The 21,804-nt window shown below is 71.6% G+C and carries 20 protein-coding genes and 1 pseudogene; 11 read left to right on the top strand and 10 right to left on the bottom strand.

What is annotated here, in order from left to right; genetic code table 11:
- Nucleotides 1-19 precede the first annotated feature (19 nt).
- Nucleotides 20-1,498, bottom strand: coding sequence for a sugar transferase (locus tag ACTWQO_RS00320; protein ID WP_443235112.1), 1,479 nt, complete (start codon nucleotides 1,496-1,498; stop codon nucleotides 20-22).
- Nucleotides 1,499-2,238: 740 nt separating this feature from the next.
- Entirely contained in the window at nucleotides 2,239-3,120 is an 882-nt protein-coding gene (locus ACTWQO_RS00315; protein WP_443235111.1) for a LysR family transcriptional regulator, read from the bottom strand.
- A gap of 426 nt (nucleotides 3,121-3,546) precedes the next feature.
- On the opposite strand from ACTWQO_RS00315, the gene ACTWQO_RS00310 reads away from it, so the two are divergent.
- Genes ACTWQO_RS00310 through ssuE (ACTWQO_RS00265) form a run of 10 tightly spaced genes read left to right on the top strand, consistent with a single transcriptional unit; the run spans nucleotide 3,547 to nucleotide 13,005 of the window.
- Complete coding sequence (locus tag ACTWQO_RS00310; protein WP_443235110.1) at nucleotides 3,547-4,275, top strand: alpha/beta hydrolase; 729 nt, start codon at nucleotides 3,547-3,549, stop codon at nucleotides 4,273-4,275.
- On the top strand, nucleotides 4,272-5,123 hold the full coding sequence (locus ACTWQO_RS00305; protein ID WP_443235109.1) for a sulfurtransferase: 852 nt from the start codon (nucleotides 4,272-4,274) through the stop codon (nucleotides 5,121-5,123). The genes ACTWQO_RS00310 and ACTWQO_RS00305 overlap by 4 nt, the downstream gene beginning before the upstream one ends.
- A gap of 50 nt (nucleotides 5,124-5,173) precedes the next feature.
- A complete protein-coding gene (locus tag ACTWQO_RS00300; RefSeq protein WP_443235108.1) occupies nucleotides 5,174-6,070 on the top strand; it encodes an ABC transporter permease in 897 nt (298 codons plus the stop codon).
- Nucleotides 6,071-6,075: 5 nt separating this feature from the next.
- Nucleotides 6,076-6,804, top strand: coding sequence for an ABC transporter ATP-binding protein (locus tag ACTWQO_RS00295; protein ID WP_443235107.1), 729 nt, complete (start codon nucleotides 6,076-6,078; stop codon nucleotides 6,802-6,804).
- The gene (locus tag ACTWQO_RS00290; RefSeq protein ID WP_443235106.1) at nucleotides 6,801-7,790 is read left to right on the top strand and encodes an ABC transporter substrate-binding protein; all 990 of its coding nucleotides are present in this window, start codon (nucleotides 6,801-6,803) and stop codon (nucleotides 7,788-7,790) included. Before ACTWQO_RS00295 ends, ACTWQO_RS00290 begins: the two co-directional genes overlap by 4 nt.
- 8 nt (nucleotides 7,791-7,798) lie before the next feature.
- On the top strand, nucleotides 7,799-8,902 hold the full coding sequence (locus ACTWQO_RS00285; RefSeq protein WP_443235105.1) for an LLM class flavin-dependent oxidoreductase: 1,104 nt from the start codon (nucleotides 7,799-7,801) through the stop codon (nucleotides 8,900-8,902).
- Nucleotides 8,899-9,897 (top strand): ABC transporter substrate-binding protein, encoded by a 999-nt coding sequence (locus ACTWQO_RS00280; protein ID WP_443235104.1) that lies wholly within the window; start codon nucleotides 8,899-8,901, stop codon nucleotides 9,895-9,897. Before ACTWQO_RS00285 ends, ACTWQO_RS00280 begins: the two co-directional genes overlap by 4 nt.
- Nucleotides 9,894-11,057 carry an acyl-CoA dehydrogenase family protein gene (locus ACTWQO_RS00275; protein WP_443235103.1) on the top strand — a complete coding sequence of 388 codons (1,164 nt, stop codon included), beginning with the start codon at nucleotides 9,894-9,896 and terminating at the stop codon, nucleotides 11,055-11,057. The genes ACTWQO_RS00280 and ACTWQO_RS00275 overlap by 4 nt, the downstream gene beginning before the upstream one ends.
- Nucleotides 11,054-12,439 carry an FAD-binding oxidoreductase gene (locus ACTWQO_RS00270; protein ID WP_443235102.1) on the top strand — a complete coding sequence of 462 codons (1,386 nt, stop codon included), beginning with the start codon at nucleotides 11,054-11,056 and terminating at the stop codon, nucleotides 12,437-12,439. Before ACTWQO_RS00275 ends, ACTWQO_RS00270 begins: the two co-directional genes overlap by 4 nt.
- Nucleotides 12,440-12,450: 11 nt before the next feature.
- Complete coding sequence (ssuE, locus tag ACTWQO_RS00265) at nucleotides 12,451-13,005, top strand: NADPH-dependent FMN reductase (RefSeq protein ID WP_443235101.1); 555 nt, start codon at nucleotides 12,451-12,453, stop codon at nucleotides 13,003-13,005.
- A gap of 138 nt (nucleotides 13,006-13,143) precedes the next feature.
- Here ssuE (ACTWQO_RS00265) and ssuE (ACTWQO_RS00260) read toward each other — a convergent pair whose 3' ends face one another.
- A complete protein-coding gene (ssuE, locus tag ACTWQO_RS00260) occupies nucleotides 13,144-13,701 on the bottom strand; it encodes an NADPH-dependent FMN reductase (RefSeq protein WP_443235100.1) in 558 nt (185 codons plus the stop codon).
- A gap of 236 nt (nucleotides 13,702-13,937) precedes the next feature.
- The gene (locus ACTWQO_RS00255; protein WP_409474983.1) at nucleotides 13,938-14,018 is read right to left on the bottom strand and encodes a putative leader peptide; all 81 of its coding nucleotides are present in this window, start codon (nucleotides 14,016-14,018) and stop codon (nucleotides 13,938-13,940) included.
- Between the two features lie 135 nt (nucleotides 14,019-14,153).
- Here ACTWQO_RS00255 and ACTWQO_RS00250 point away from each other — a divergent pair.
- A pseudogene (locus ACTWQO_RS00250) lies at nucleotides 14,154-14,234 on the top strand (helix-turn-helix domain-containing protein); the annotation flags it as partial.
- A gap of 438 nt (nucleotides 14,235-14,672) precedes the next feature.
- On the opposite strand, the gene ACTWQO_RS00245 reads toward ACTWQO_RS00250, so the two are convergent.
- The 6 genes from ACTWQO_RS00245 to ACTWQO_RS00220 form a co-directional block, all read right to left on the bottom strand.
- Nucleotides 14,673-15,800, bottom strand: a complete 1,128-nt coding sequence (locus tag ACTWQO_RS00245; RefSeq protein WP_443235099.1) for an LLM class flavin-dependent oxidoreductase — start codon at nucleotides 15,798-15,800, stop codon at nucleotides 14,673-14,675.
- The gene (locus tag ACTWQO_RS00240) at nucleotides 15,793-16,875 is read right to left on the bottom strand and encodes an LLM class flavin-dependent oxidoreductase (RefSeq protein WP_443235098.1); all 1,083 of its coding nucleotides are present in this window, start codon (nucleotides 16,873-16,875) and stop codon (nucleotides 15,793-15,795) included. Before ACTWQO_RS00240 ends, ACTWQO_RS00245 begins: the two co-directional genes overlap by 8 nt.
- Nucleotides 16,872-18,245 carry an NtaA/DmoA family FMN-dependent monooxygenase gene (locus tag ACTWQO_RS00235; protein ID WP_443235097.1) on the bottom strand — a complete coding sequence of 458 codons (1,374 nt, stop codon included), beginning with the start codon at nucleotides 18,243-18,245 and terminating at the stop codon, nucleotides 16,872-16,874. The genes ACTWQO_RS00240 and ACTWQO_RS00235 overlap by 4 nt, the downstream gene beginning before the upstream one ends.
- Nucleotides 18,246-18,266: 21 nt before the next feature.
- Complete coding sequence (locus ACTWQO_RS00230) at nucleotides 18,267-19,475, bottom strand: LLM class flavin-dependent oxidoreductase (protein ID WP_443235096.1); 1,209 nt, start codon at nucleotides 19,473-19,475, stop codon at nucleotides 18,267-18,269.
- 124 nt (nucleotides 19,476-19,599) lie between these two features.
- A complete protein-coding gene (locus tag ACTWQO_RS00225; protein WP_443235095.1) occupies nucleotides 19,600-20,868 on the bottom strand; it encodes a vanadium-dependent haloperoxidase in 1,269 nt (422 codons plus the stop codon).
- A gap of 28 nt (nucleotides 20,869-20,896) precedes the next feature.
- A complete protein-coding gene (locus ACTWQO_RS00220) occupies nucleotides 20,897-21,802 on the bottom strand; it encodes an LLM class flavin-dependent oxidoreductase (RefSeq protein ID WP_443235094.1) in 906 nt (301 codons plus the stop codon).
- Nucleotides 21,803-21,804 lie beyond the last annotated feature (2 nt).

The following is a 21,804-nucleotide window of genomic DNA, read 5'->3' as shown; positions in this document are numbered from 1 at the left end:
GAACGACAACCCCCGCGCATCAATACGCCCCCTGCCCGTGCAGCACCGCACGCAGCGTCTTCCACAAGATCACCGCGTCCAGGGCCAGCGACCAGTCCTCCACGTACCGCAGGTCGAGGCGGACCGCCTCTTCCCATGGCAGGTCGCTGCGTCCGCTGATCTGCCACAGGCCGGTGAGCCCGGGCTTGACCAGCAGCCGCCGCCGGATGTCCGGGCCGTACGCGGCGGACTCCTCCGGCAGCGGAGGCCGCGGACCGACGAGCGACATCGATCCGGAGAGCACGTTGAAAAGCTGCGGGAGCTCGTCGATCGAGTACCGGCGCAGCACTGCTCCCACCCGGGTCACCCGCGGATCCCGGCGGAGCTTGAACAGCAGCCCCGCACCCTCGTTGCGGTCGGCCAGCGCGGCACGTGCCCCGTGCGCCCCGGCGACCATGGTGCGGAACTTGAACATCGTGAACTCGCGGCCGTCCTTGCCGACCCTGCGCTGGCGGTAGAAGACCCCGCCCCGGCTGTCCGCCGCCACGAGCAGCCCGACGAGCACCATCAGCGGCGCGAACAGCACGAGCAGGACCGCCGCGCCCAGCCGATCGGCGACCTCTTTGACCGCCCGGCGCCCCCCGGTGAAGGTCGGCATGCTGACCCGCAGCAGCGGGATCCCGAGCACCGCGTCGACGTGCAGCCGCGGGCCGGCCACCTCCATCAGCACGGGGGCCACGATCATCTCGGCGTCGCTGCCTTCGAGGTTCCAGGCCAGCCGCTGCAGCCGGTCCGGTGACCAGTGCGGGTCCGCTGTGACCGCGACGACACGGTAGCCGTCGCGGCGGACGTGGACCGCGACATCCGCCAGTCGGCCGACTATCGGCACTCCGTCCAGGTGGTCTCCGTCGAGCCCGAGTCCGTCCGGCGTGCACACCGCCTCCACCCGCCAACCGAGGTGCGGGAACTTGCGAGTTCGGTTGATCAGGTCGCGCACGGTGGCCGGACTCCCGGCAGCGAGCACCGGTCTCAGGCACCGTCCTTCGTTCCGCTGTCTGTGCAGCCGGAGGCGGAGCAGATACCGGGCGGTCATGGTGACGAGCGCGATCGCGGGGATCGCGACGAAGATCCACAGCTTGATGTTGCGCGAGGTGAGGGCTATCCCGCCGAGTGCCAGTACGACGGTCGCCGCGAACAGCGCACGTCCGAGCCGGCGGAATTCCTCGGCACCCTGGCCGAGCACGGCCGGAGCCCACGACCGGCTCACCGCCAACGCTCCCAGCACCAGCAGCTGGGTGCCGAATGCGAGAATTCCCCACTTCTCATGCCAGTCGGCCGCGTCCCGGACCCCGAAGAAGTTGCCGATCGCCGCCACCACCAAGGCGGTGGCCACGGTGTCGCTGGTGATCACGGCACGTCTGTACCGCTGCTCCCAGTCGATCGCGGTCTGGCTGATTGCCCCACTCGCCAGACCCCCGCGCGCCGACGAAAACGGGTCGATTAATCCCCCCTGCCGCACAGAACCCCCCCGGTCCCCAGTGGTACGACGTGGTCGCCAAACACCGTTCCTCCCCCAGGGAGGCCCCCGCCTACCGCACGCTTCCTCCCCTCGGGAGGCCCCCCGCCCCCCGCCGCGCTGTTCCCTCCCCGCGGGCGGCTCCTGCCCCGCGCATGACATCCCGGCTACTGCAGCGCTACGTGATCAACCCGCCCCGGCGGCAGCAGACTTGTACGTCCTGCCGGCCTCTCGAGGTGCGCGGAAACCCGTCGAAACCTCGGGTGCTCCCCGCACCCAAAGTCCCTCTCGGGTTCCACGAATTGATCATCCCCACGTCTGACGCCGGAGACGCGACTGCGTCGTCCGTAGCGGCAAACCTATAGATCATCATTTGTCGGCTCGTGTCCCGCATGTGAAGCAAGGTCAATCTAGACCATCGGACCCCGTCTGGAGAGAGGGACGTGTGTAATTTGTGCTGAACCTTTGAAGCCGGAATCACAGATCGTTCACCTCCCACAACCGCCTTGGCGGCGAGGGCATACCTTCTGACCTGCGATGACGGAGGGTCTCCGAGCCGCCGGCACCGGCAACCCCGAGGCGTGGCCGGCCTACCAACTGGGCCGCACTCCGGGCCTATTCGGCGCAATTTGTCGGTGAGCACGGGGCGGTGGTTGCGGATGTGCGTTGGTGAAGCGCCGGTCGGGGTCGAGCCGGTTGTCGCGGGTGTGGGGGTGAGAGCGCCCCTCGGCCCTCTGGTGCGGTCAGGCCGCGCGGCCCGTCTCGCAGGCGGCGAGCAGTGCGCGGACCGCCTCCACGGCTGCACCGGTCAGCGACGGGTCCGCACCATGCCGGGGGCGCGCGCTGAGCCGCACCGGTGAAACCGTGGGCAAGCCCTCGACCGGGGTCAGCCCCTCGGGGTGCTGGCCACCGGGCACGGCGAGCAGCGCGGCGCCCAGTCCGGCGCGCGCCGCGTCCAGGACGCCCGCGAGATATCCGGCCTCGGCGACGACGGTGGCCGGGGTGTGGTCGGCGGCCAGCGCGGTGAGGGCGCGGCGGCGGATGACGCACGGTTCGTTGATGGCGACCAGCGGCAGCGGGACGGGGGCGACGGGCGACTTCCAGCCGGGGGCGGCGTACCAGCGCAGCGGCAGTCCACCCACGGGGGTGCCGGCCGCGGCGGTCGCCTCGGTGACATAGACAGCGAGGTCGAGCTCGCCACGGTCGACCGCGTCGGTCAGTCGCGCCGAGCGGTCGATCCGCACCCGGACCTCGGCACTCGGCAGCACCTCCCGTACCGCCTCGGTGAGCACCGGGAGGATCTGGTCGGCACCGTGCTCGGTGGCGCCGATGACGACGGTCAGGGCGCCCGGGCCGTCCTCACCCAGCAACCTGCGTACGGACGCGTCGTGCGCCGCGACGACCAGCCGCGCCTCCGCCAGCAGTTGAGCGCCATGGGTGGTGAACCGGGTCTTGCGGCCGTCGCGTTCGACGACGGGACGGCCGAGCGTCTTCTCCAGCCGCCGTACGTGCTGGCTGACGGCGGACTGGCTGAGTGCGAGCACGCCGGCGGCGCGGTGGAAGCCGCCGTAGTCGGCGACGGCGATCAGGCTGCGCAGCGCCACGATGTCCAGGACCGGTCGCATGGGCGCAGGCTAACACCGATTGATTAAGGATCGTGATCGGTTTTGATGGCGAATCGTCGTTGGACGTACGGCTTTCGCCTCCTGCATGCTGGGCGCATGCCGCGTACAGCCAACGCACCGGCCTGCGGGCCGCGCCCCCTCAGCACCGGACTCCGGCCGACGGCCGTCGGGTCAGCGGTGTGCTGCGGTGCGGGCATCCGGCTGACGCAGCGACGGGTGGTCGACCTCGGCCGCGCCGTCACCATGCGCTGTCGCTGATCTGCCCACGCGCACATCCCTGGTGAGCCGAACCGGTTCTTGAGCTGATCCCGTACGCCCGGCGGCTGTGCGGGCCCTCGACGCATGTGCGCGTCACCTTCTCTCCCCCCGCCCGCGGCACAGGTGCGTCCCGCCAACCCCCTGAGCCCTCCGATGAATCGAGTCGCCATGAGCTCTTCTCAGCCTGTCCACGCCTGGGACGAACCAACAGGAATCGCCCCGCGCGGCACCCTCGTCCTCCTCCCCGGCCGCGGCGAACACGGCGGCGTGTACGAGCGGTTCGGCCGCCGCATCGCCGCCGACGGGTACCGCGTACGGGCCCTCACAGATCCCTCCCCCGACCCGGAAGCCGTCCTCGACGAGGCCGCCAAGCTGCTGCGCGACGAGACGCTGCCCGGCCCCCGGGTACTGGTCGGGTCCGACACCGGGGCCCTGTACGCGGCACGGCTCGCCGCACGTGACACACCAGGCCTGGACGCGCTGCTCCTCGCCGGGCTGCCCACCGCATCGAACGCCGTCGCTGCGACACCCGACTGGGAGACCGAACTCGACGCCCGCACGTCCTGCCCCACCCACCGGGGCAGGCTCACCTCCGACACGGCGTTCCGGCGCGGCGCTCTCACGGACACGCTTGCCGAACTGCCTGCCCTGGACGGCATCTCCGTCCCCGTCCTCGCCCTGCACGGCGCCGACGACCCGGTCAGCCCGCTCCCGGACGCCCACCGCGTCTACCGCGCGCTGCCCGGCGTGGAGCTGGTGAGCCTGGCCGGGACCCGGCACGACGCCCTCAACGACGTCACCCATCGCACGGCCGCCGCCACGATCGTGCTGTTCCTGGAGCGGCTGCGGCTCTCCCCGGACCTCGCGCCCATCGCCGTGCGGGAGGACCTCGCATGACCGCCCGGGTGCTGACCGGTGTGGCCGAACTGCGCTCCCTGCTGCACAGCGGTGATCCGAGCCCTGCCGTCCTCGACGTGCGGTGGCGGCTCGGCGATCCGCACGGGCGCGGGCACTACCTCAAGGAACACATCCCGGGCGCCGTCTACGTCGACCTCGACACCGAGCTCGCCGCCCCGCCCAGCCCTCAGGGCGGCCGCCATCCCCTCCCCGACCCCGCCGAGTTGCAGGCGTCCGCGCGCCGCTGGGGCCTCACCGCGGGCCGCCCGGTCGTCGTGTACGACGACAACGGCAACACCGCCGCCGCCCGCGCCTGGTGGCTGCTGCGCTGGGCGGGAGTCGAGCGGGTGACGCTGCTCGACGGGGCGCTGGGCGCCTGGCGCGCGGCCGGGCTGCCGACGGAATCCGGAGAGCCCGAGGCCCCCGCGCCGGGCGACATCGTGCTCACTCCGGGACGGCTGCCGGTGCTGGATGCCGACGCCGCGACCGAAGTCGCCCGGGACGGTGTGCTGTTGGACGCCCGCGCCGCCGAGCGGTACCGGGGCGAGAGCGAGCCGGTCGATCCGCGTGCCGGGCACATCCCCGGTGCGCTGTCCGCACCCACGGGCGACAACCTCCACTCCGACGGGACCTTCCGCGACGTGGAGGAACTCGCCGTGCGGTTCACGGCGCTGGGCGCCGATGACGCGACCGAGGTGGGGGTCTACTGCGGGTCCGGCGTCACGGCCGCCCACCAGATCGCGGCGCTAGCCCACGCGGGCATCCCCGCAGCGCTCTACCCCGGTTCCTGGTCCGCCTGGTCCGCCGACCCCGACCGCCCGGCCGTGCTGGGCGAACGGCCGTACTGAATCCCCGTCTTCCCCGAACACCGTCCCGTCTCCTCCCCGAGAGGCCACCCATGCCCTCCCCGAACACCGCCGTCTCCGGAACGTCTCCGCCGACGCACACACCAGCGCGGACGACGCCACCCGCTCCGACCCTCACGAAGAGCAAGCGCCCCGCACCTCAACGTCGGCGCCCCGCCCTCCGCGTGCCGCGCAGCGTTCGCCGAGCCGCCGGGCCGGTCGGGCTGCTGGCGGTGTGGTTCCTGGCGAGCAGCACCGGTGTGCTCCCGGAGTCCGTCCTCGCCTCCCCCGTCGACGTCGTGCAGCGGGCCGTCGACCTGTCCGGGACGGGTGAACTGCCGCAGGCCATCGCCGCGTCGGGCCGCCGGGCCGCGATCGGGTTCCTCATCGGCGCGGCCGTCGCGCTCGCGCTGTCGCTCACCGCGGGACTGTTCCGGCTGGGCGAGGACGTCATCGACGCGTCGATGGGCATGTTCCGGGCCATCCCCTGGGTGGGCCTGATCCCGCTGTTCATCGTCTGGTTCGGCATCGACGAGACCCCGAAGATCGCCCTGGTCGCGCTCGGCGTCACCTACCCGCTGTACTTCAACATCTACGGCGGCATCCGCTCCGCCGACGCCCAACTCATCGAAGCCGGGCGGATGGTGGGCCTCGGCCGCATCGGCCTGATCCGGTACGTGATCCTGCCGTCCGCGCTGCCCGGAGCGCTGGTGGGGCTGCGGTACGCCCTGTCCACCGCCTGGCTCGCGCTGGTCTTCGCCGAGCAGGTCAACGCGGACGCCGGCATCGGCTATCTGATGAGCAACGCCCAGCAGTACTTCCAGACCGACGTCATCGTCCTGTGCCTCGCCGTCTACGCGGTATTGGGGCTGCTGTGCGACTTCGCCGTGCGGCTGCTGTCGCGGCGGCTGCTGACCTGGCGGGCCTCGTTCGACGGCGAAGGAGCGTGACGGAGATGACCGCGAGTGTGGAGGTTCACGGGCTGACCCGCGCCTTCGACGACAAGACCGTCATCGACGGGCTCGATCTCACCATCCGCCAGGGCGAGTTCGTCGCCCTGCTCGGCCACAGCGGCTGCGGCAAGTCGACGCTGCTGAAGATCCTCGCCGGGCTCGACAGCGAGACCGAGGGCGAGGTGTCCGTGCCGGAACGCCGCTCGGTGGCCTTCCAGTCGCCGCGGCTGATGCCCTGGCTGCGCGCGTGGCGCAACGTCGTACTCGGCCTGCCCGGCTCCCCCGACCGGACGCTCGCCGAGCGCTACCTCGCCGAGGTCGGCATCGAGGAGTACGCGGACCGCTGGCCCAAGACCCTGTCCGGCGGCCAGGCCCAGCGCGTCTCGCTGGCCCGCGCCCTGGTCCGTGAACCCGAACTGCTCCTGCTGGACGAGCCGTTCGGCGCGCTGGACGCCCTCACCCGTGTCAGGGCACAGCGGCTGGTCGCCGATCTGTGGCAGCGGCACGGCTGCTCGGTGCTGCTCGTCACGCACGACGTGGAGGAGGCGCTGCTGCTGGCCGACCGGGTCCTGGTGATGGACGGCGGGCGGATCGCGTACGAGGCCGAAGTCGGCCTGGAGCGACCGCGCGACCTCGGCTCCCCCGCCTTCGTACGACTCCGCGGCGAACTGCTGCGCCGCCTGGGCGTCCACGACGCCTCGGCACATCCCCTGGAAGAGGCACCCGCATGAACCCCGTCCACCGCATCAGCCGCGCGCTGAGCTCCGCACTCGTCCTCACCGCGCTCCTCGCCACCGCCGCCTGCGGCGGCAACAGCGAGGCCGCGTCCGGCGGCTCCTCGTCGCGCGTGACCCTGACCATCGGCGACCAGGCGAAAAACCTGCAGACCCTGCTCAACGCCTCCGGCGCCCTCAAGGGGACGTCGTACAACGTGAAGTGGGCCGAGTTCGAGGGTGCCGCACCCCTCTTCCAGGCCGTGCAGGCGGGCGCCGCGGACACCTCGTACGCCGCCGATCTCCCCACACTTCAGGCGCTGTCCGGCGGTGTGCCCATCAAGGCGGTGGGCGCGCTGCACAACGACGGCACCCACACCGGGATCGTGGTCCGCGAGGACTCGTCGGTGAAGAGCGTCAAGGATCTCAAGGGCAAGAAGGTCGTGGTCTCCTCGGCCAAGGGGTCCATCGCCGAGTACCTGCTGGCGCACGTGCTCCAGCAGGCGGGGCTGAGCTACGACGACGTCGAGGTGCAGTACCTGCTGCCCACGGACGCCCAGGCCGCGTTCACCTCGGGCAAGGTCGAGGTCTGGGCCACCTTCGGGGTCTACAAGGCCGTCGCCGAGCAGCAGGGCGGCCGGCTCCTCGTCAACGGCGCCGACGGGCGCGTGAGCGGCTACGGCTTCATCGGCGCCTCCGAGAAGGCACTGGGCGACAAGGGCAAGAAGGCCGCGATCGCGGACTACTTGCGCCGCCTGGACACGGCCCTCGCCTGGTCGCAGAAACACCCCGGCGACTACGCCAAGGCCATCCAGCAGAACAACGGCGCCTCCGCCGAGGTCGCGAAAACGCTGGTGAGTCAGGCCAACAGCGAGCTGCTGCCGGTCAGTTCGCAGGTCGTCGATGCCGTGCAGAAGGTCGGCGACACCATGCACGGCATCGGCGTCCTCACCCCGAACCCGACCGTCGCCGACCACGTCGACCCCAGCCTGATCAAGGAGTGAGCCCCGCCATGCCGGTCGAGTTCATCAGCGCCGTCCACCCCAACCCCGCCACCGAGGGCGACCCCACCGCGGGCACGGGCATCGACGTCGACTACGCCCGCCGCTACGCCCGTGCCCTGGACGACGGCGGATTCGACTACACCCTCGTCACCTACCACTCGGCCTCTCCCGACGCGCTGCAGCTGGCGCAGTTCGTGGCCCACCACACCGAGCGCATCAAGCCCGTCCTCGCCCACCGCCCCGGCGTGATCTTCCCGACCCACGCGGCCCGAGCCCTGGCCACGCTGGACCGGATCAGTAAGGGGCGCCTGGTGGTGCACATCATCTCGGGCGGCAGCGACGAGGAGCAGCGCCGCGAGGGTGACTACCTGAGCAAGAGCGAGCGGTACGCGCGTTCTGACGAGTACATCCGGATCCTGCGCGAGGTGTGGGCGGCCGAAGGGCCGATCTCCCACGAGGGCCCGTACTACCGCTTCGAGGGGTTCCGCTCCGACGTCACCCCCTACAACGGCACCGTCCCGATCTCGGTGGGCGGCTCCTCCGAGGACGCGTACCGGGTGGGCGGGCAGCAGGGCGACATCTTCGGGCTGTGGGGCGAGCCACTGAAGGAGACCGCCGAGCAGATCGCCGCGGTCAACGCACACGCGGACGCCGCCGGCCGGCCCCACCCCCGTATCTGGGTCTCCTTCCGCCCGATCATCGCCCCCACCGACGAACTGGCCTGGGAGAAGGCCCACCGCATCCTGGGCTCCATCACGACCAACCACGCCGAGCGCGCCAAGCACCGCCATTACCCGGCACTTGGCCAGGGCACCCCGGCCAACGTCGGCTCGCAGCGGCTGCTCGCCGTCGCCGAGCGCGGCGAGGTGCACGACCGCTGCCTGTGGACCGCCCCCGCCGCAGCCACCAATGCCGCCGGCGCCTCCACCGCGCTCGTCGGCTCACCGGAGACGGTCGCCAAGGCGCTGCTCGACTACGTCGACATCGGCTGCGAGCTGCTGTCCATCCGCGGCTACGACCCCCTCAACGACGCCATCGACTACGCCCGTCACGTCCTCCCCCTGGTCCGCCAGGAACTGGCGCACCGCGCCGCCACGGGAGCGGCCGCGTGAGTCGGGCCGGACGCGCGCTCGCCCTCGCCGGGCTCCTCATCGTCGTCCTCAGCGCCTGCGGTGGCCCCGCGGGCGCGGAGGACGGCGGCGATACGGTCACGCTGCGCGTGGGCGCGACGGGCTGGAAGCGCGAGGAGGCCCTGCTGCAGTTCGCCCATCTCGACGACACTCCGTACCAGGTGCGATGGAGCCTCTTCCAGGGCGGCGACAAGCAGCTGGAGGCCGTCCGGGCCGGGGCGCTCGACGTGGCCAGCTCCAGCGAGATCCCGCCGGTCTTCGCCGCCGCCGACGGCAGGCCCAACTTCAAGGTAGTCGCCGTTCAGCGCGGCAACACCCTCAACCAGGAGGTCGTGGCCCCCCAGGGCTCCAAGGTCACCTCGATCACGCAGCTGAAGGGCAAGAAGGTCGGCTACGTCAAGAACACCACCGCCCACTACTTCCTCTACGAACTGCTCAAGCAGGCCGGACTCGGCTGGGACGACATCACCGCCGCCCCGCTGGAGCCCGACAAGGCGCTGGCCGCGCTCAACGGCGGCTCGATCGACGCCTTCGCCGGCTACGGCAACGCGATCATCGCCGCCCATCAGCAGGGCGCCCGCACGATCGGCTCCGGCGCGGACATCCTCTCCGGGAACTTCCTGTGGACCGCCTCCGACGACACGCTCGACAGCGCGGCCGAACGCGAGGCACTGGCCGACCTGCTCACTCGTATCGACCAGGCGTACGCGTACGCCCGCGACGGGCACGAGAAGGAGTACGCGAAGGTCGTCGCCGCCGCCACGCACCAGCCGGTGGAGGAGGCGCTGGAGGAGTTCGAGGAGGGCGAGGCACAGCGGGAGACCGAGGTGCAGGTGGTGACCGCTCAGGCGACAGCGTCCCAGCAGGAAGTCGCCGACGCGTTCCGGGACCTCGGCGCCCTGAAGCAGCCGCTTGAGGTCTCCGCCTTCTGGACCGACCGCCTCAACTCCCCGCTGCGGAAGGCCCTTTCCTCATGACGACCGCTCTTCGGCTGCCCGTGCCCGATCTCGCCGCCCTCGCCTCGGTGACGGACCGGCTCGCCGCCACGGCCGCCGCATACGACCGCACGGGCGCCTTCCCCTCCGACGGGATCCGGGCCGCGCACGAGGCGGGGCTGCTCACCGCCACCGTCGCCGAGCGCTACGGCGGGCCGGGCCTCGGAGTCGCCGCCACCGCCCGCATCCTGCACACCCTGGGCGAGGGCGACCCCTCGGTGGCCCTCATCGCGGCGATGAACCTGACCATCCACCACCGCCAAGCCGTACGACCGCACTGGCCCGAGGAGTTGTACGGGCAGGTGCTGGCCGCAGCCGCACAGCGCCCGGTGCTGCTCAACCACGTGCGGGTGGAGCCCGAGCTCGGCTCCCCCGCGCGCGGTGGGCTGCCCGCGACGGTGGCCCGGCGCACGGCGACCGGCTGGTCCATCACCGGGCGCAAGCGGTTCGCCACCGGCGTGGAGGGGCTCGACTGGCTGCTGGTGTGGGCGACCACGGACGAACCCACGCCACGAGTCGGCACGTTCGCCGTGCCCGGCACCTCCCCCGGCATCGAGATCACCCACTCCTGGGACCACCTGGGTCTGCGGGCCAGCGGCAGCCACGACATCGCGCTGGACGAGGTGGAGATCCCTGCCGGGAACGTGGTCGACATCGCCGCACACGGTCCCGGCGCCGAGCAGGACAACCGCGCGGCCGCCGCTCTCCATCTCCCGCTCGCCGCCCTGTACCTGGGCGTGGCCCGCGCGGCCCAGCGTTACTTCCACCGCTTCGCCCACGAACGGGTCCCCGCCAACCTCGGCCACCCGGTCGCCCGTACGGAACGCTTCCGCCGGGTCGCCGGCGAGATCGCCGTGCGGCTGGACTCCGCCGAGCAGCTGGTGTTCGGCGGCGCGGAGCGGGTGGACGCCGCTGACGAGACGTACGCCCCCGAACTGGCCCTGGGCGCCCGGATCCTGGCCGACCGGCACGCCGTAGAGGCGGTCGGGCTCGCGGTACGGCTGCTGGGCAATCCGGGGCTGAGCCGCGACAACCCCCTGGAGCGCCACTTCCGCGACGTCCAGTGCGCCCCGGTGCACGCTCCGCAGGAGGACGTCGCGCTGCTCGCTGTCGGCGGCCGTGCACTGGAGGGCACCGGATGACCATCACCCAATCGCGCACCGCCGACGCCCTGTTGACCGCTCTGAGCCGCGACCTGCCGGAGGACGCGCTCACCACCGGACCCGAGGCCACCGCCCCGTACGCCACCGACCGCTCCGGCAGCCGCCCGGACGGCGAGCCCCTGGCCGTCGTACACGCGGCGAACGCCGAGCACGTGCGGACGGCACTGCGCCATGCGCACGCACTGCGAGTGCCGGTGGTGCCGCGCGGGGCCGGGACCGGCCTGTCCGGCGGCGCGAACGCCGGCACGGGCACGGTCGTACTGGACCTTTCCCGGATGAACCGGATCCTCGAACTGGACCCGCACGACCAGGTCGCCGTCGTCGAACCGGGCGTCATCACCGCCGAACTCGACCGCGCCGCAGGCGAGTTCGGGCTGCGCTACGCGCCTGACCCGGCGAGCGCGGCGATCTCCACCGTGGGCGGCAACATCGCCACCAACGCGGGCGGGCTGCGCTGCGCCAAGTACGGGGTGACGCGCGACGCCGTACTGGGCCTCGATGTGGTCCTCGCGGACGGCACGCGGCTTCGGACCGGCCGACGGACGGTCAAAGGGGTCACCGGCTACGACCTCACGGCCCTGCTCACCGGCTCCGAGGGCACCCTGGGCGTGATCACCGCAGCCACGCTACGACTGCGCCCGCTGCCGGAGTCGACAGCCACCGTCGCCGCCTACTTCGACACCTTCGCCGAGGGCGCCGAGGCCGTGACGGCGCTGACCGCCGCCCGGCTGGAGCCTTCCATGGCGGAGTTGCTGGACGGGCCGGTGCTCGGCGCCGTGGACGACGCGCAGGGCACCGATCTGCGGTCCCGTGGTGGAGCGTTGCTGCTGGTGCAGTGCGACGGACGCGCGGCTGCGGCCGAGGCGGAACTGGCGGCACGGCTGCTGCACGGACGTGCGACATCGGTCGAGACCACCACCGACCCGGCGGAGGCGGACCGGCTGCTGGCGGCCCGCAGGCATGCGCTGCCCGCCCTGGAACGGCTGGGCCGGGTGCTGATCGAGGACATCGCGGTGCCCAGGACACAACTGGCCGCCGCAGTACGCGAGATCACGACCATCGCCGAGCACCACGACGTACGGATCTTCACCTTCGCCCACGCCGCAGACGGAAACCTCCATCCCATCCTCGTCCTCGACCCCGACACGCCCGGCATCCCGGACGCGGCCTGGCAAGCGGCCGGCGACATCTTCACCGCCGCACTGCGCATGGGCGGCACCCTCACCGGGGAGCACGGCGTGGGCACCCTCAAGCGGCGATGGCTCGCGGACGAACTCGGCCCGGAACAGCACGCGTTGCAGCAGCGCATCAAGGCGGCCTTCGACCCGCGCCACATCCTCAACCCGGGCAAAGCCCTCTGAAGGAGACCCTCATGGCCACCGTTCTCTCCGTTTCCGGAAGCCCCTCCCCCACCTCCCGCACCGCCCGCCTCCTGCGCGACCTCGACACCCGGCTCACAGCGCAAGGACACCAGGTGATCCCCTTGGACGTACGCATGCTCCCGCCAGAGGCCCTGCTGCACGCCGACTTCGGTCATCCGGCGATCGTCGAGGCATGCGCACTCTTCGCTCAGGCCGACGGCGTCGTCGTCGGAACCCCCGTCTACAAGGCCGCCTACTCCGGGCTGCTCAAGTCGCTGCTCGACCTACTGCCGCAGTACGCGCTGAAGGACAAGACGGTCCTGCCGCTGGCCACCGGCGGCACCACCGCCCACGTCCTGGCCATCGACTACGCCCTGCGCCCGGTCCTCGCCTCCATGGGCCCCGCACACATCACGCCCGGCTGGTTCGTCCTGGACAAGCACATCGACGTACGGCAGGACGGCGGCATCGTCGTGGAGCCGGACACGAGGGAGGCCCTGGACCTCGTCGTCGACCAGTTCTCCGCCGCACTCAGCGAACGTCGACCGCTGAGGGCAGCGGCGTGAGCGACAAGCGGCGGGGCCGGCCCCGCCACGCCCCGACCAGGAGTCTCCGCATGGCCAGTGCCCTGCCCTCTGCCACCCGCGAGATCCGGCTCGCCACCGTCCTGAAACGGCTGCCCGGCCCTGAGCACTTCGCCGTCGTCACATAGCCGCGGCCAGTTCGGCCGGGCGGCCACCGAGGGCGAGCGAGAACTGGTCGGTGACCTGGGCCAGTGCCTCGGCGGGGCCCGGCGCGACGGTCAGGGTGCCGTCGTCGGCCACGGTGATGTCCTTGTCGAGCGTGAACCAGCCGGGCGTGATGTGTGCGGGGCCCATGGAGTTCAGCACGGGGCGCAGGGCGTAGTCGATGGCCAGGACGTGAGCGGTGGTGCCGCCGGTGGCGAGCGGCAGGACGGTCTTGCCCGCCAGCGCGTACTGCGGGAGCAGGTCGAGCAGTGACTTCAGCAGCCCGGAGTAGGCGGCCTTGTAGACGGGGGTCCCGATCACGACCCCGTCCGCCCGCTCGACCAGGGCGGTGGCCTCGACGATCGCCGGATGCCTGAAGTCGGCGTGCAGCAGGGCCTCGGGCGGGAGCGTACGGACGTCGAGCGGGATGACGTCGTGCCCATGGGCCCTGAGCCGGTCGTCCAGGTGGCGCAGCAGTCGGGCGGTGCGGGAGGTCGCGGAGGGGCTTCCGGAGACGGACAGGACGATGGCCATGCGAGGACCTTTCAGGGTCGTGTCGGATGCGGATGGGGATCTGCTCAGGGGTGCCGATCAGACCGGTACGGAAGCCGTCGTTGTACTGGACGAGGTCCTCGAAGCTGGAGTCCTGCCACATGCCCGCGCATGCGAAAAGGCGCGTGCGAGAGACCGAAATCAGCACGCAAGACGGTCGGCGGTGGAATTCGCGAAGGGAGAATCGGCGCAGGTGCGAGGGTTTCCCTCGGGCGCGTTCAGACCCGACAGCGACAGAAGGAGCTGGAGACACGCGCGAGGTCGACGTGGCGTCGCCGCGTGAGGTCCTGTCGCTTCATGTCTTCGATCAAAGCAGTGGGCAGTCCGGCGGGTCAAGAATGCCCGGATGTCATTCCACATGCTGAGAGTCGGGATTCACGAGGTTGTCACAGGGATTCCCTTGAATCCGGTGTGCGGCGAACGGCAGTTTCCTGGTGGTACGTATCGAACAGCTTGAATACCTCGCCGCCGTCACGCGGTTGGGCTCGCTGCGACGCGCCGCCGAGGAACTGAGGGCCGCGAACTGCTGCCGCACATCATGAACGTGCTGGACGCCGAGGAGCATCTGCGTCAAGGGCTGTCCGTGGTCGCCGAGTCGGTGAACCCCCTTGCGGTGACTCGGGACGCGTGGCGCGACGCAGCGTGCGGCGCGTGGACTCACGATCGGTCGACATCCCGGATCTGCCGATGCCCGGTTGGGAACGTCGAGCGGGAGTACGAGCCGTGGCACCGCGAGCGTGCGGTGGTGGACACCGCAGGACGGAGCGTGGAGGAGTCGTTGGGCTCTCTTCTGCACGTGCTGGCCGTCGTCTCGGACGACCTGATCGCCAGGGATCCGCCCGATCCGCCTGCCTCGCGGCGACGTCGACGCCGAGGAACTGCGCAGCTCCCGCGAGTTCGCCGAGCTGCGCGCGCAGGTCTCCCCCGCCGTCAAGGCCGCGGCGACGGTCTGATCACCTCCGGCTCCACTCCTGCGCGAGCAGCTCGTACGACCTCACCCGGTCGGCGTGGTCGTGGGTGATCGTCGTGATGAGCAACTCGTCGGCACCGGTGGCCTCTTGGAGCTGCGCCAGGCGGTCGGCCACCCGTCCCGGTGAGCCGACGAACTGTGTGTCCACGCGGTCCCGCACCAGGTCCGTGTCGTCGTCACGCCACTCGATGGCCCGAGCCTGCTCCGGCGTCGGGAACTCGATGGCGCCCTCGGCGGTGCGGATGCTGCGGACCCAGGCCGCGTAGCCGGTGGCGAGTTCGCGGGCCGTCTGGTCGTCCTCCGCCACGACCACGTCGGCCGAGACGCTGACGTAGGGCTTGTCGAGGAAGTCGGAGGGCTGGAAGAAGGCCCGGTAGCCGTCCACGGCCTCCAGGACCGTGGCCGGGCTGACGTGGTAGTTCGCGGCGAACCGCAGCCCTCGCGCGCCCGCGACCTCGGCGCTCTGGCCGCCGCTGCTGCCCAGGATCCACACCTCGACATCGGCTCCCTCGCCCGGCACGACGTGCGCCTCGACCCCCTCCGGGGACCGGTAGGTGCCGGCCAGCAGGGCGAGGATGTCGTCGATCTGCTCGGCGTAGTCCTGTGACTCGGCGCCGGGCAGCAGGAGCAGCTTGCGCTGGAGGGCGATCCGGGGTGAGCCGAGGAGGCGTTCGAAGGGGAAGCGGGGCGGGATGAGAAGGCCGTTCGGGGCCCGGCCGTCCACGATGGGGGTCGCGGTCGGAGGGGCTGCGGTCTGTTGTCCCGGCGGGCGGCCGCCCGAGCGTCCAAGGCCGAGGTCGAAGCGGCCGGGGTGCAGGGCGTCGATCAGGCCGAACTCCTCGACCGTGCTGAGCGCGGTGCGGTGGCCGAGCTGTACGGCGCCGGAGCCGAGCCGGATCGTGGAGGTGGCGGAGGCGGTGAGCGCGAGGACGACCGCGGGGGACGTGCCCGCGACACCCGGGTTGAGGTGGTGCTCGGCGAACCAGTAGCGGGCGTATCCGAAGCGCTCCGCCTGTTGTGCCAGGTCGATGGAGTTGCGCAGGGCGTCGGCGGCCGTCGAGCCGGACGGTATCGGCACGAGGTCGAGGACGCTGAGGGGGATGTCAGGCATGGGCGGGCTCCTCGGTGACGGACAGGACGGGTTCCCAGGCGAAGGGTGGGTCCGGGATGTCCCGCCGTAGCACGGGGGCGACGTCGGACTGGAAGAGCTGGAGCGAGGCGCGGTGCTGCGCATCCGTCAGCCCGTTCGCGTCCGCGTGCAGATGGAGCACGGTGTGCCCGAACCGCTCGTGGTAGCGCTGCACCTTGTCGACGATCTGCTGCGGGCTGCCGATCAGGGCGGAGCTGCGCTCGGCGAAGTCCTCCACGCTCTCGAAGACCACCGGCAGGCCGAACTGCCTCTGGAACGCCAGCGTCGCCTCGAAGATCGGCCGGTACACCTCGATCGCTTCCTGGGAGGTGCGGGTCACGAGCAGCCCGGCCGTACCGGCGCCGACTGCGATCTGCGCCGGGTCGTGGCCGTAGAACTCCCAGCGCTCGCGGTAGTACCTGATCAACTCGGCGTACGGCTCGATGGGGTTGGTGACGTTCGCCGAGAACAGCGGGTCGCCATAGCGGGCGGCCAGGTCCACCGACTCCTTGCTGGTGGCGCTGCCGTGCCAGACCCGGATGGGCTGCTGGTAGGGCCGGGGCCACACCTCGGCGTCCGTCAACGGCGGGCGGAAGCGGGTCGCCGCGGTCACCTTGTCCTGCCGCCAGATCTGCCGGAACACCTCATAGCTCTCGGCGTTGCGGTCCCACTGGTCCTCGGGAGTGACGTGGAACAGCTCACGCTGCGCGGCGCCGTTGCCCTTGCCGATGATCAGCTCCAGGCGGCCCTCGGAGAGGTGGTCGAGGGTGGCGTAGTCCTCGTACGCGCGCACCGGGTCGAGAAGGCTGAGCGTGGTCACGGCGGTGAACAGACGGATGCGCCGGGTCAGTGCCGCGATGTGGCTGAGGACGACGGTCGGCGAGGAGGAGATGAAGGGCCGCTCGTGCCGCTCGCCCACGCCGAAGCCGTCGAAGCCCAGTTCCTCGGCGAGCAGGGCGTTGTCGAGGACCTCGCGAAAGCGGTCCCGGGTCGTCTTCTGCACGCCGGTGATCGGGTCCGGGCGGTGCACGATCAGGGTGATGGCGAGGAACTTCACGACGCCGCCTGCTCGTCGCGGACGTCGTCCGGGTGGGCCAGGCCGAGGTGGTGGCGCAGGGTCGGGCCCTCGTACTCCGTGCGGAACACGCCCTGTTCCTGGAGCAGCGGGACGACCTTGTCGGCGAACTCGTCCAGGCCGCCCGGGGTGATGTGCGGGACGAGGATGAAGCCGTCGCTCGCGTCGGCCTGCACGAACTCGTTGATGGTGCGGGCGATCGTCTCCGCCGAACCGATGAAGTTCTGCCGGTTGCCGGTCTCGATCACCAGGTCGCGGATCGACCAGTTGTTGGCGGTGGCCAGTTCACGCCACTCGCGGGCGGTGGCCAGCGGGTCCCGGTACATGCGGACCTGGGCGCGGCCCTTGGAGATGTGGCTGTCGCTGACGTCCGGGTCGATGTCGGGGAGCGGCCCGTCCGGGTCGTAGGAGGACAGGTCCCGGTTCCAGACGAACTCCAGGTGCTTGAGGGCGGTGGCGCCGCTGACCTGCTGCCGGCGCACCACCTTGGCCAGCTCCTCCGCCTCGGCGTCCGTGTCTGCGAGCGTGAAGGTGGCTGCCGGCAGAATCAGCAACTGGTCGGGGCGGCGGCCGTACTTGGCAAGGCGGTTCTTGAGGTCCGTGTAGAAGGCCTGCCCCGCCTCCAGCGTGGCGTACCGGCTGAAGATCGCGTCGGCACTGGAGGCGGCGAACTCCCGGCCCTCTTCGGAGTCACCGGCCTGGAAGATCACCGGGCGACCCTGCGGCGAGCGGGGAACGTTGAACTGCCCGTGGATGTCGAAGTGTTGCCCGGTGTGGACGAAGGCGCCCGCCTTGGCGTCCCGCAGGAAAGTGCCGGTCTCCTGGTCGGCGAGGATCTCGTCGCCGTGCCAGGAGTCGAAGAGTTCGTTCGCCGTGGCCAGGAACTCCTTGGCGCGGGAGTAGCGCTCCTCCTGCGGCAGGAAACCGCCGCGGCGGAAGTTCTCGCCGGTGAAGGCGTCCCAGGAGGTGACGACGTTCCACGCGGAGCGACCGCCGGAGAGGTGGTCGAGGCTGGCGAACTGGCGGGCGACCTCGTAGGGCTCGTTGAAGGTGGAGTTGATGGTGCCGGTCAGCCCGAGGTGCTCGGTGACGGCGGCGAGCGCGGCGAGGATGGTGAAGGTGTCGGGGCGGCCGACGACGTCCAGGTCGTAGATCTTGCCACCCTGTTCGCGGAGCCTGAGTCCCTCGGCGAGGAACAGGAAGTCGAACTTGGCGCGTTCGGCGGTCCGCGCGAAGTGCGCGAAGGAGCTGAACTCGATGTGGCTGCCGGCCCTCGGGTCGCTCCACACGGTGGTGTTGTTGACGCCGGGGAAGTGGGCGGCCAGGTGGATCTGCTTCAGCGGCTTGCTCATGGTCGTGGTCGTCCCTCCGGCTCAGGCGGTGACAGCGGCGTAGCGGTTGGCGGGGCGGGCCAGGCCCAGCAGGCCGCGCAGGGTGTCGGACTCGTAGGCACGGCGGAAGGCGCCACGGCGCTGGAGTTCGGGGACCAGACCGCGGGTGATCGCCGGGAGGTCGTGGCCGGCGACGGCGGGGCGCAGCCGGAAGCCGGTCAGCCCGGCGCCGTGCAACTCCTGTAGCAGATCGGCGAGTTCGGAGGGTGTGCCGGTGAAGGTGAGGGCGTCACTGGTGTACGGCTGTCCCGCGAGCGCGTCGAGCCGTTCCCGGCGGGCGGTCGCGGCGGCCGGGTCGTCGTCGAGGAAGACCAACAGATCGCCGAAGACATGGAGAGACTCGGCGGCTCGCCCCACGGCGTTCTGCTCGGCGCGGATCCGGTCGACGATCGCGCGGGCCTCGTCGGCGTCAAACGGGGTGACGTAGCCGATGTCGGCGGCGCGGGCCACGAGCCGGTAGGGGATGGTGTCGTGGGCGAGGGCGCTGACGATCGGCTGGCCCTGTGGCGGGCGGGGCGTGATGGAGGGGCCTCTGACGCTGAAGTGCCTGCCCTCGAAGTCGATGTAGTGCAGCTTGTCGCGGTCGATGAAGCGGCCGGTGGCGGCGTCCCGGATCTCGGCGTCGTCCTCCCAGCTGTCCCACAGGCGGCGCACCACCTCCACGTAGTCGGCCGCCTCGTCGAAGAGGTCGGCGACCAGCTCCCGGGTGTCCGGGCTGTCGTAGGCCTCGATGCGCGCGATGGTCCGGCGGCCGAAGTGCGCGGCCTCGTTCGGGCGGGCGGTGATCTGCACGCGCAGGCCGGAGCGGCCGCCGCTGACGTAGTCGAGGGTGGCGATCGCCTTGGAGATGTGGAACGGCTCCGTGTGGGTGGCGACCACCGTCGGGACCAGGCCTATGTGCCGGGTCAGCGGTGCGACCCGGGAGGCGATGAGGACGGCGTCGGGGCGGCCACGGACCTGGTCGGTGCGCTCGTCCGGGTCCAGGAAGTGGGAGGACTGCGGGCCGAGGCCGTCCTCGATGGTCACGAAGTCGAGCAGGCCGCGCTCGGCCTCGGCGACCAGCTCCGCCCAATAGGCGGCGGTGAGCAGGTCCTGGGGGCGGGCCACCGACTCACGCCAGGAGGCCGGATGCCAGCCGGTGCCGTCCAGAGCGACGGCAAGGTGCAGGGAAGAAGGGTGTGTTGACGACACGAGTGGGTGCCTTCCAGGAAGTCCGCGACGAGAACGCCGGCCCCTCACACAGGAGAGGGCCACGGCGGTGAAGGAACGGGTCAGGAACAACAGAGCGCGCCGGCCACGCGCTTGAGATGGCCGCTCACAGCGTGCCGAACAGGCGCGCGGCGTTGCGCAGGGCGTGCGTCGCGACCCGTTCGCCGAGGACCAGACCGGCCTCGTCGGCCGAGCGGGTGTGGATGCCGGAGTACACGCGGGCATCCACGTTCTCCTGGGACAGCCGGCTCCAGGCCGTGTACGTGCGGGTCACCCCGGGAGCGGTGGGGCTGGTCAGCTCAAAAGGCGCCGTGCGCGGCCCGACGAGCGCCGAGAGGACCGCTTCCGCGGCGCCCGCGTACGTGTTGTGGCCGCTGGGGTAGTCGGGATGGGCCGGCGTGGTGTGCAGCGGCGTCCATGCGGGGTCGGGATCGATCGAACCGGTACGGATGGCCGTGACCGGACGCCACCGCAGATGGGCGTACTTGGTGTCGGAGGTGGCGATCTGCGTGTCCACCAGGGCGACGTGGAACAGGGCCACCAGCCCGGCCTGTCCGGCGCTGGAATGCGGTGACCGGGCGAGGGCCACGCGCAGCGGCCCGGTGTACAGCGTCAGAGAGGAACCGAGCCAGAAGGTTGCGGTCTCGGTCTGCCGCTCCGTGCGTACGGTGCTGTTCACCGCACCGTACGCACGGACTTCGGCCAGGTCGGCGCGGTAACGCGCGGAGTCCAGGGCGGGCGGTGCGGGCAGCCGGAACTGGTCGGGACTGTCCAGCAGGAAGGGACGGGCGATCCGGTTGCCGTACTGCGCGGCCGGGGCATGGGCGGGCGGGGTCGGCTGCCACACTCCAGGAGCCGCCGGCGGGACGGTGAACGGCGCGTCGACCGAGGCCGGGTCGAGGCCGTCACCCTCGCGTGCGGCGAGCACCAGCCGGGCCTGGCGGGCACCGGCCGCCACACCCTTCGACTCGGCCGGTCCGTCGGGAACGCCCTCCAGCGTCGTGCGCAGAGCGGCGTCCAGTTCCTGAGCGCGGGAGGGGACCAGCGCCACCAGAGCCTCGTGTACGGCGGACGCCAGGGCCGCGTCCTGGAAGTCGCCCCGCTCCACGCCCGACGGCACCTGCCGGGTGGCTCGGGCCGCCGCGAGCCAACTGACGGCCCAGGTCCGGCTGTTCGTGATCTGCGTCGGGGCGCCGCCCGCCGCGATGGTGGCCGCTGTCGTGTCGTACCAGTCGAGCGCCACGGACGAACGCGGCTGCTCCTCCACCGCGGCAGCCGCGGTGGACGGGACGGTGAGGGAGGCGGCCAGCAGGACGGCCGAGCCCAGCGCCACCAGGACGGGGCGGACGGGATGGCGGGTTCTGATCGGGTTCACGCGTACTCCTTCGCGGACGTGCGGTGCGTCATCGAGCCGTCTCGGTGTCTCGGGCGTAGTGGTCGGCAGCCGGGCGGGGCAGGCCGAGGTGGTCGCGCAGGGTGCGGCCGGTGTAGTCGGCGCGGAACAGGCGGCGTTCGCGCAGCGCCGGTACGAGGTCGTGGACCAGGGCGGGCAGATCGGCTGGGGCGGAGGTCGGGAGGAGGTGGAAGCCGTCGACGCCGGTGGCGGCGTGCCAGTCGGCGAGCAGTCCGGCAAGGTCCGCGGCAGCGCCGGTGAAGCGCAGTTCGGCGGGCGGGAGGGCTCCGGGCCCGGTGCCGCCCCCGAGATCGACCGCGACGCGGACCAGCACCCGCAGCGCCTCCGGGTCGCGTCCGGCCTCTGCCACGTGGCGCAGCAGCGCCTCGCGGGCGAGCCAGGCCGTGGATGGCTGGTCGGCGTCCAGGAGTACGACGTCGGCGTGGCTCGCGGCCAGTTCCCACTGCCCGTCCGAGTCGTGCACGTCGAGGGCGACGGCGACGGGCGGTCGCCCCTGCGGTGGGTAAGGGAACGTGGAAGGGCTCTGCACGGAGACTTCCGTGGCGCCTGCCGCCCCGGCCTCGCTGCTGGAGACGTCGACCAGCCAGCCGACCCGGCCCTCGCTGACGTCGTCGAGGCCGGCCAGGGCGGTGGTGGTGGTGTGGAAGGGCTCGGCATGGGTGGTGGTCACCGTCGGAACCAGGCCGATCCTGTTGGTCAGGGGCGCGACGCGGGTCAGTACGGCCACCGCGTCGAGTCGGTCGGCGCTGTCGTCGGGCGGTGGCGTCCGGGATTCGCCGACGGTGACGAAGTCCAGGGCGCCCTGCTCGGCCAGGCCGACGAGCTGCGCCCAGTGGGCGGCGGAGGGGTCGTCGACGGCGTCGAGTGCGACGGAGAGGTGGAGTTGGGGTGGCATGT

This window comes from Streptomyces sp. 4N124, from assembly GCF_052245395.1.
Lineage (GTDB): Bacteria > Actinomycetota > Actinomycetes > Streptomycetales > Streptomycetaceae > Streptomyces.
This window is presented reverse-complemented; position numbering and strand designations above follow the sequence as displayed.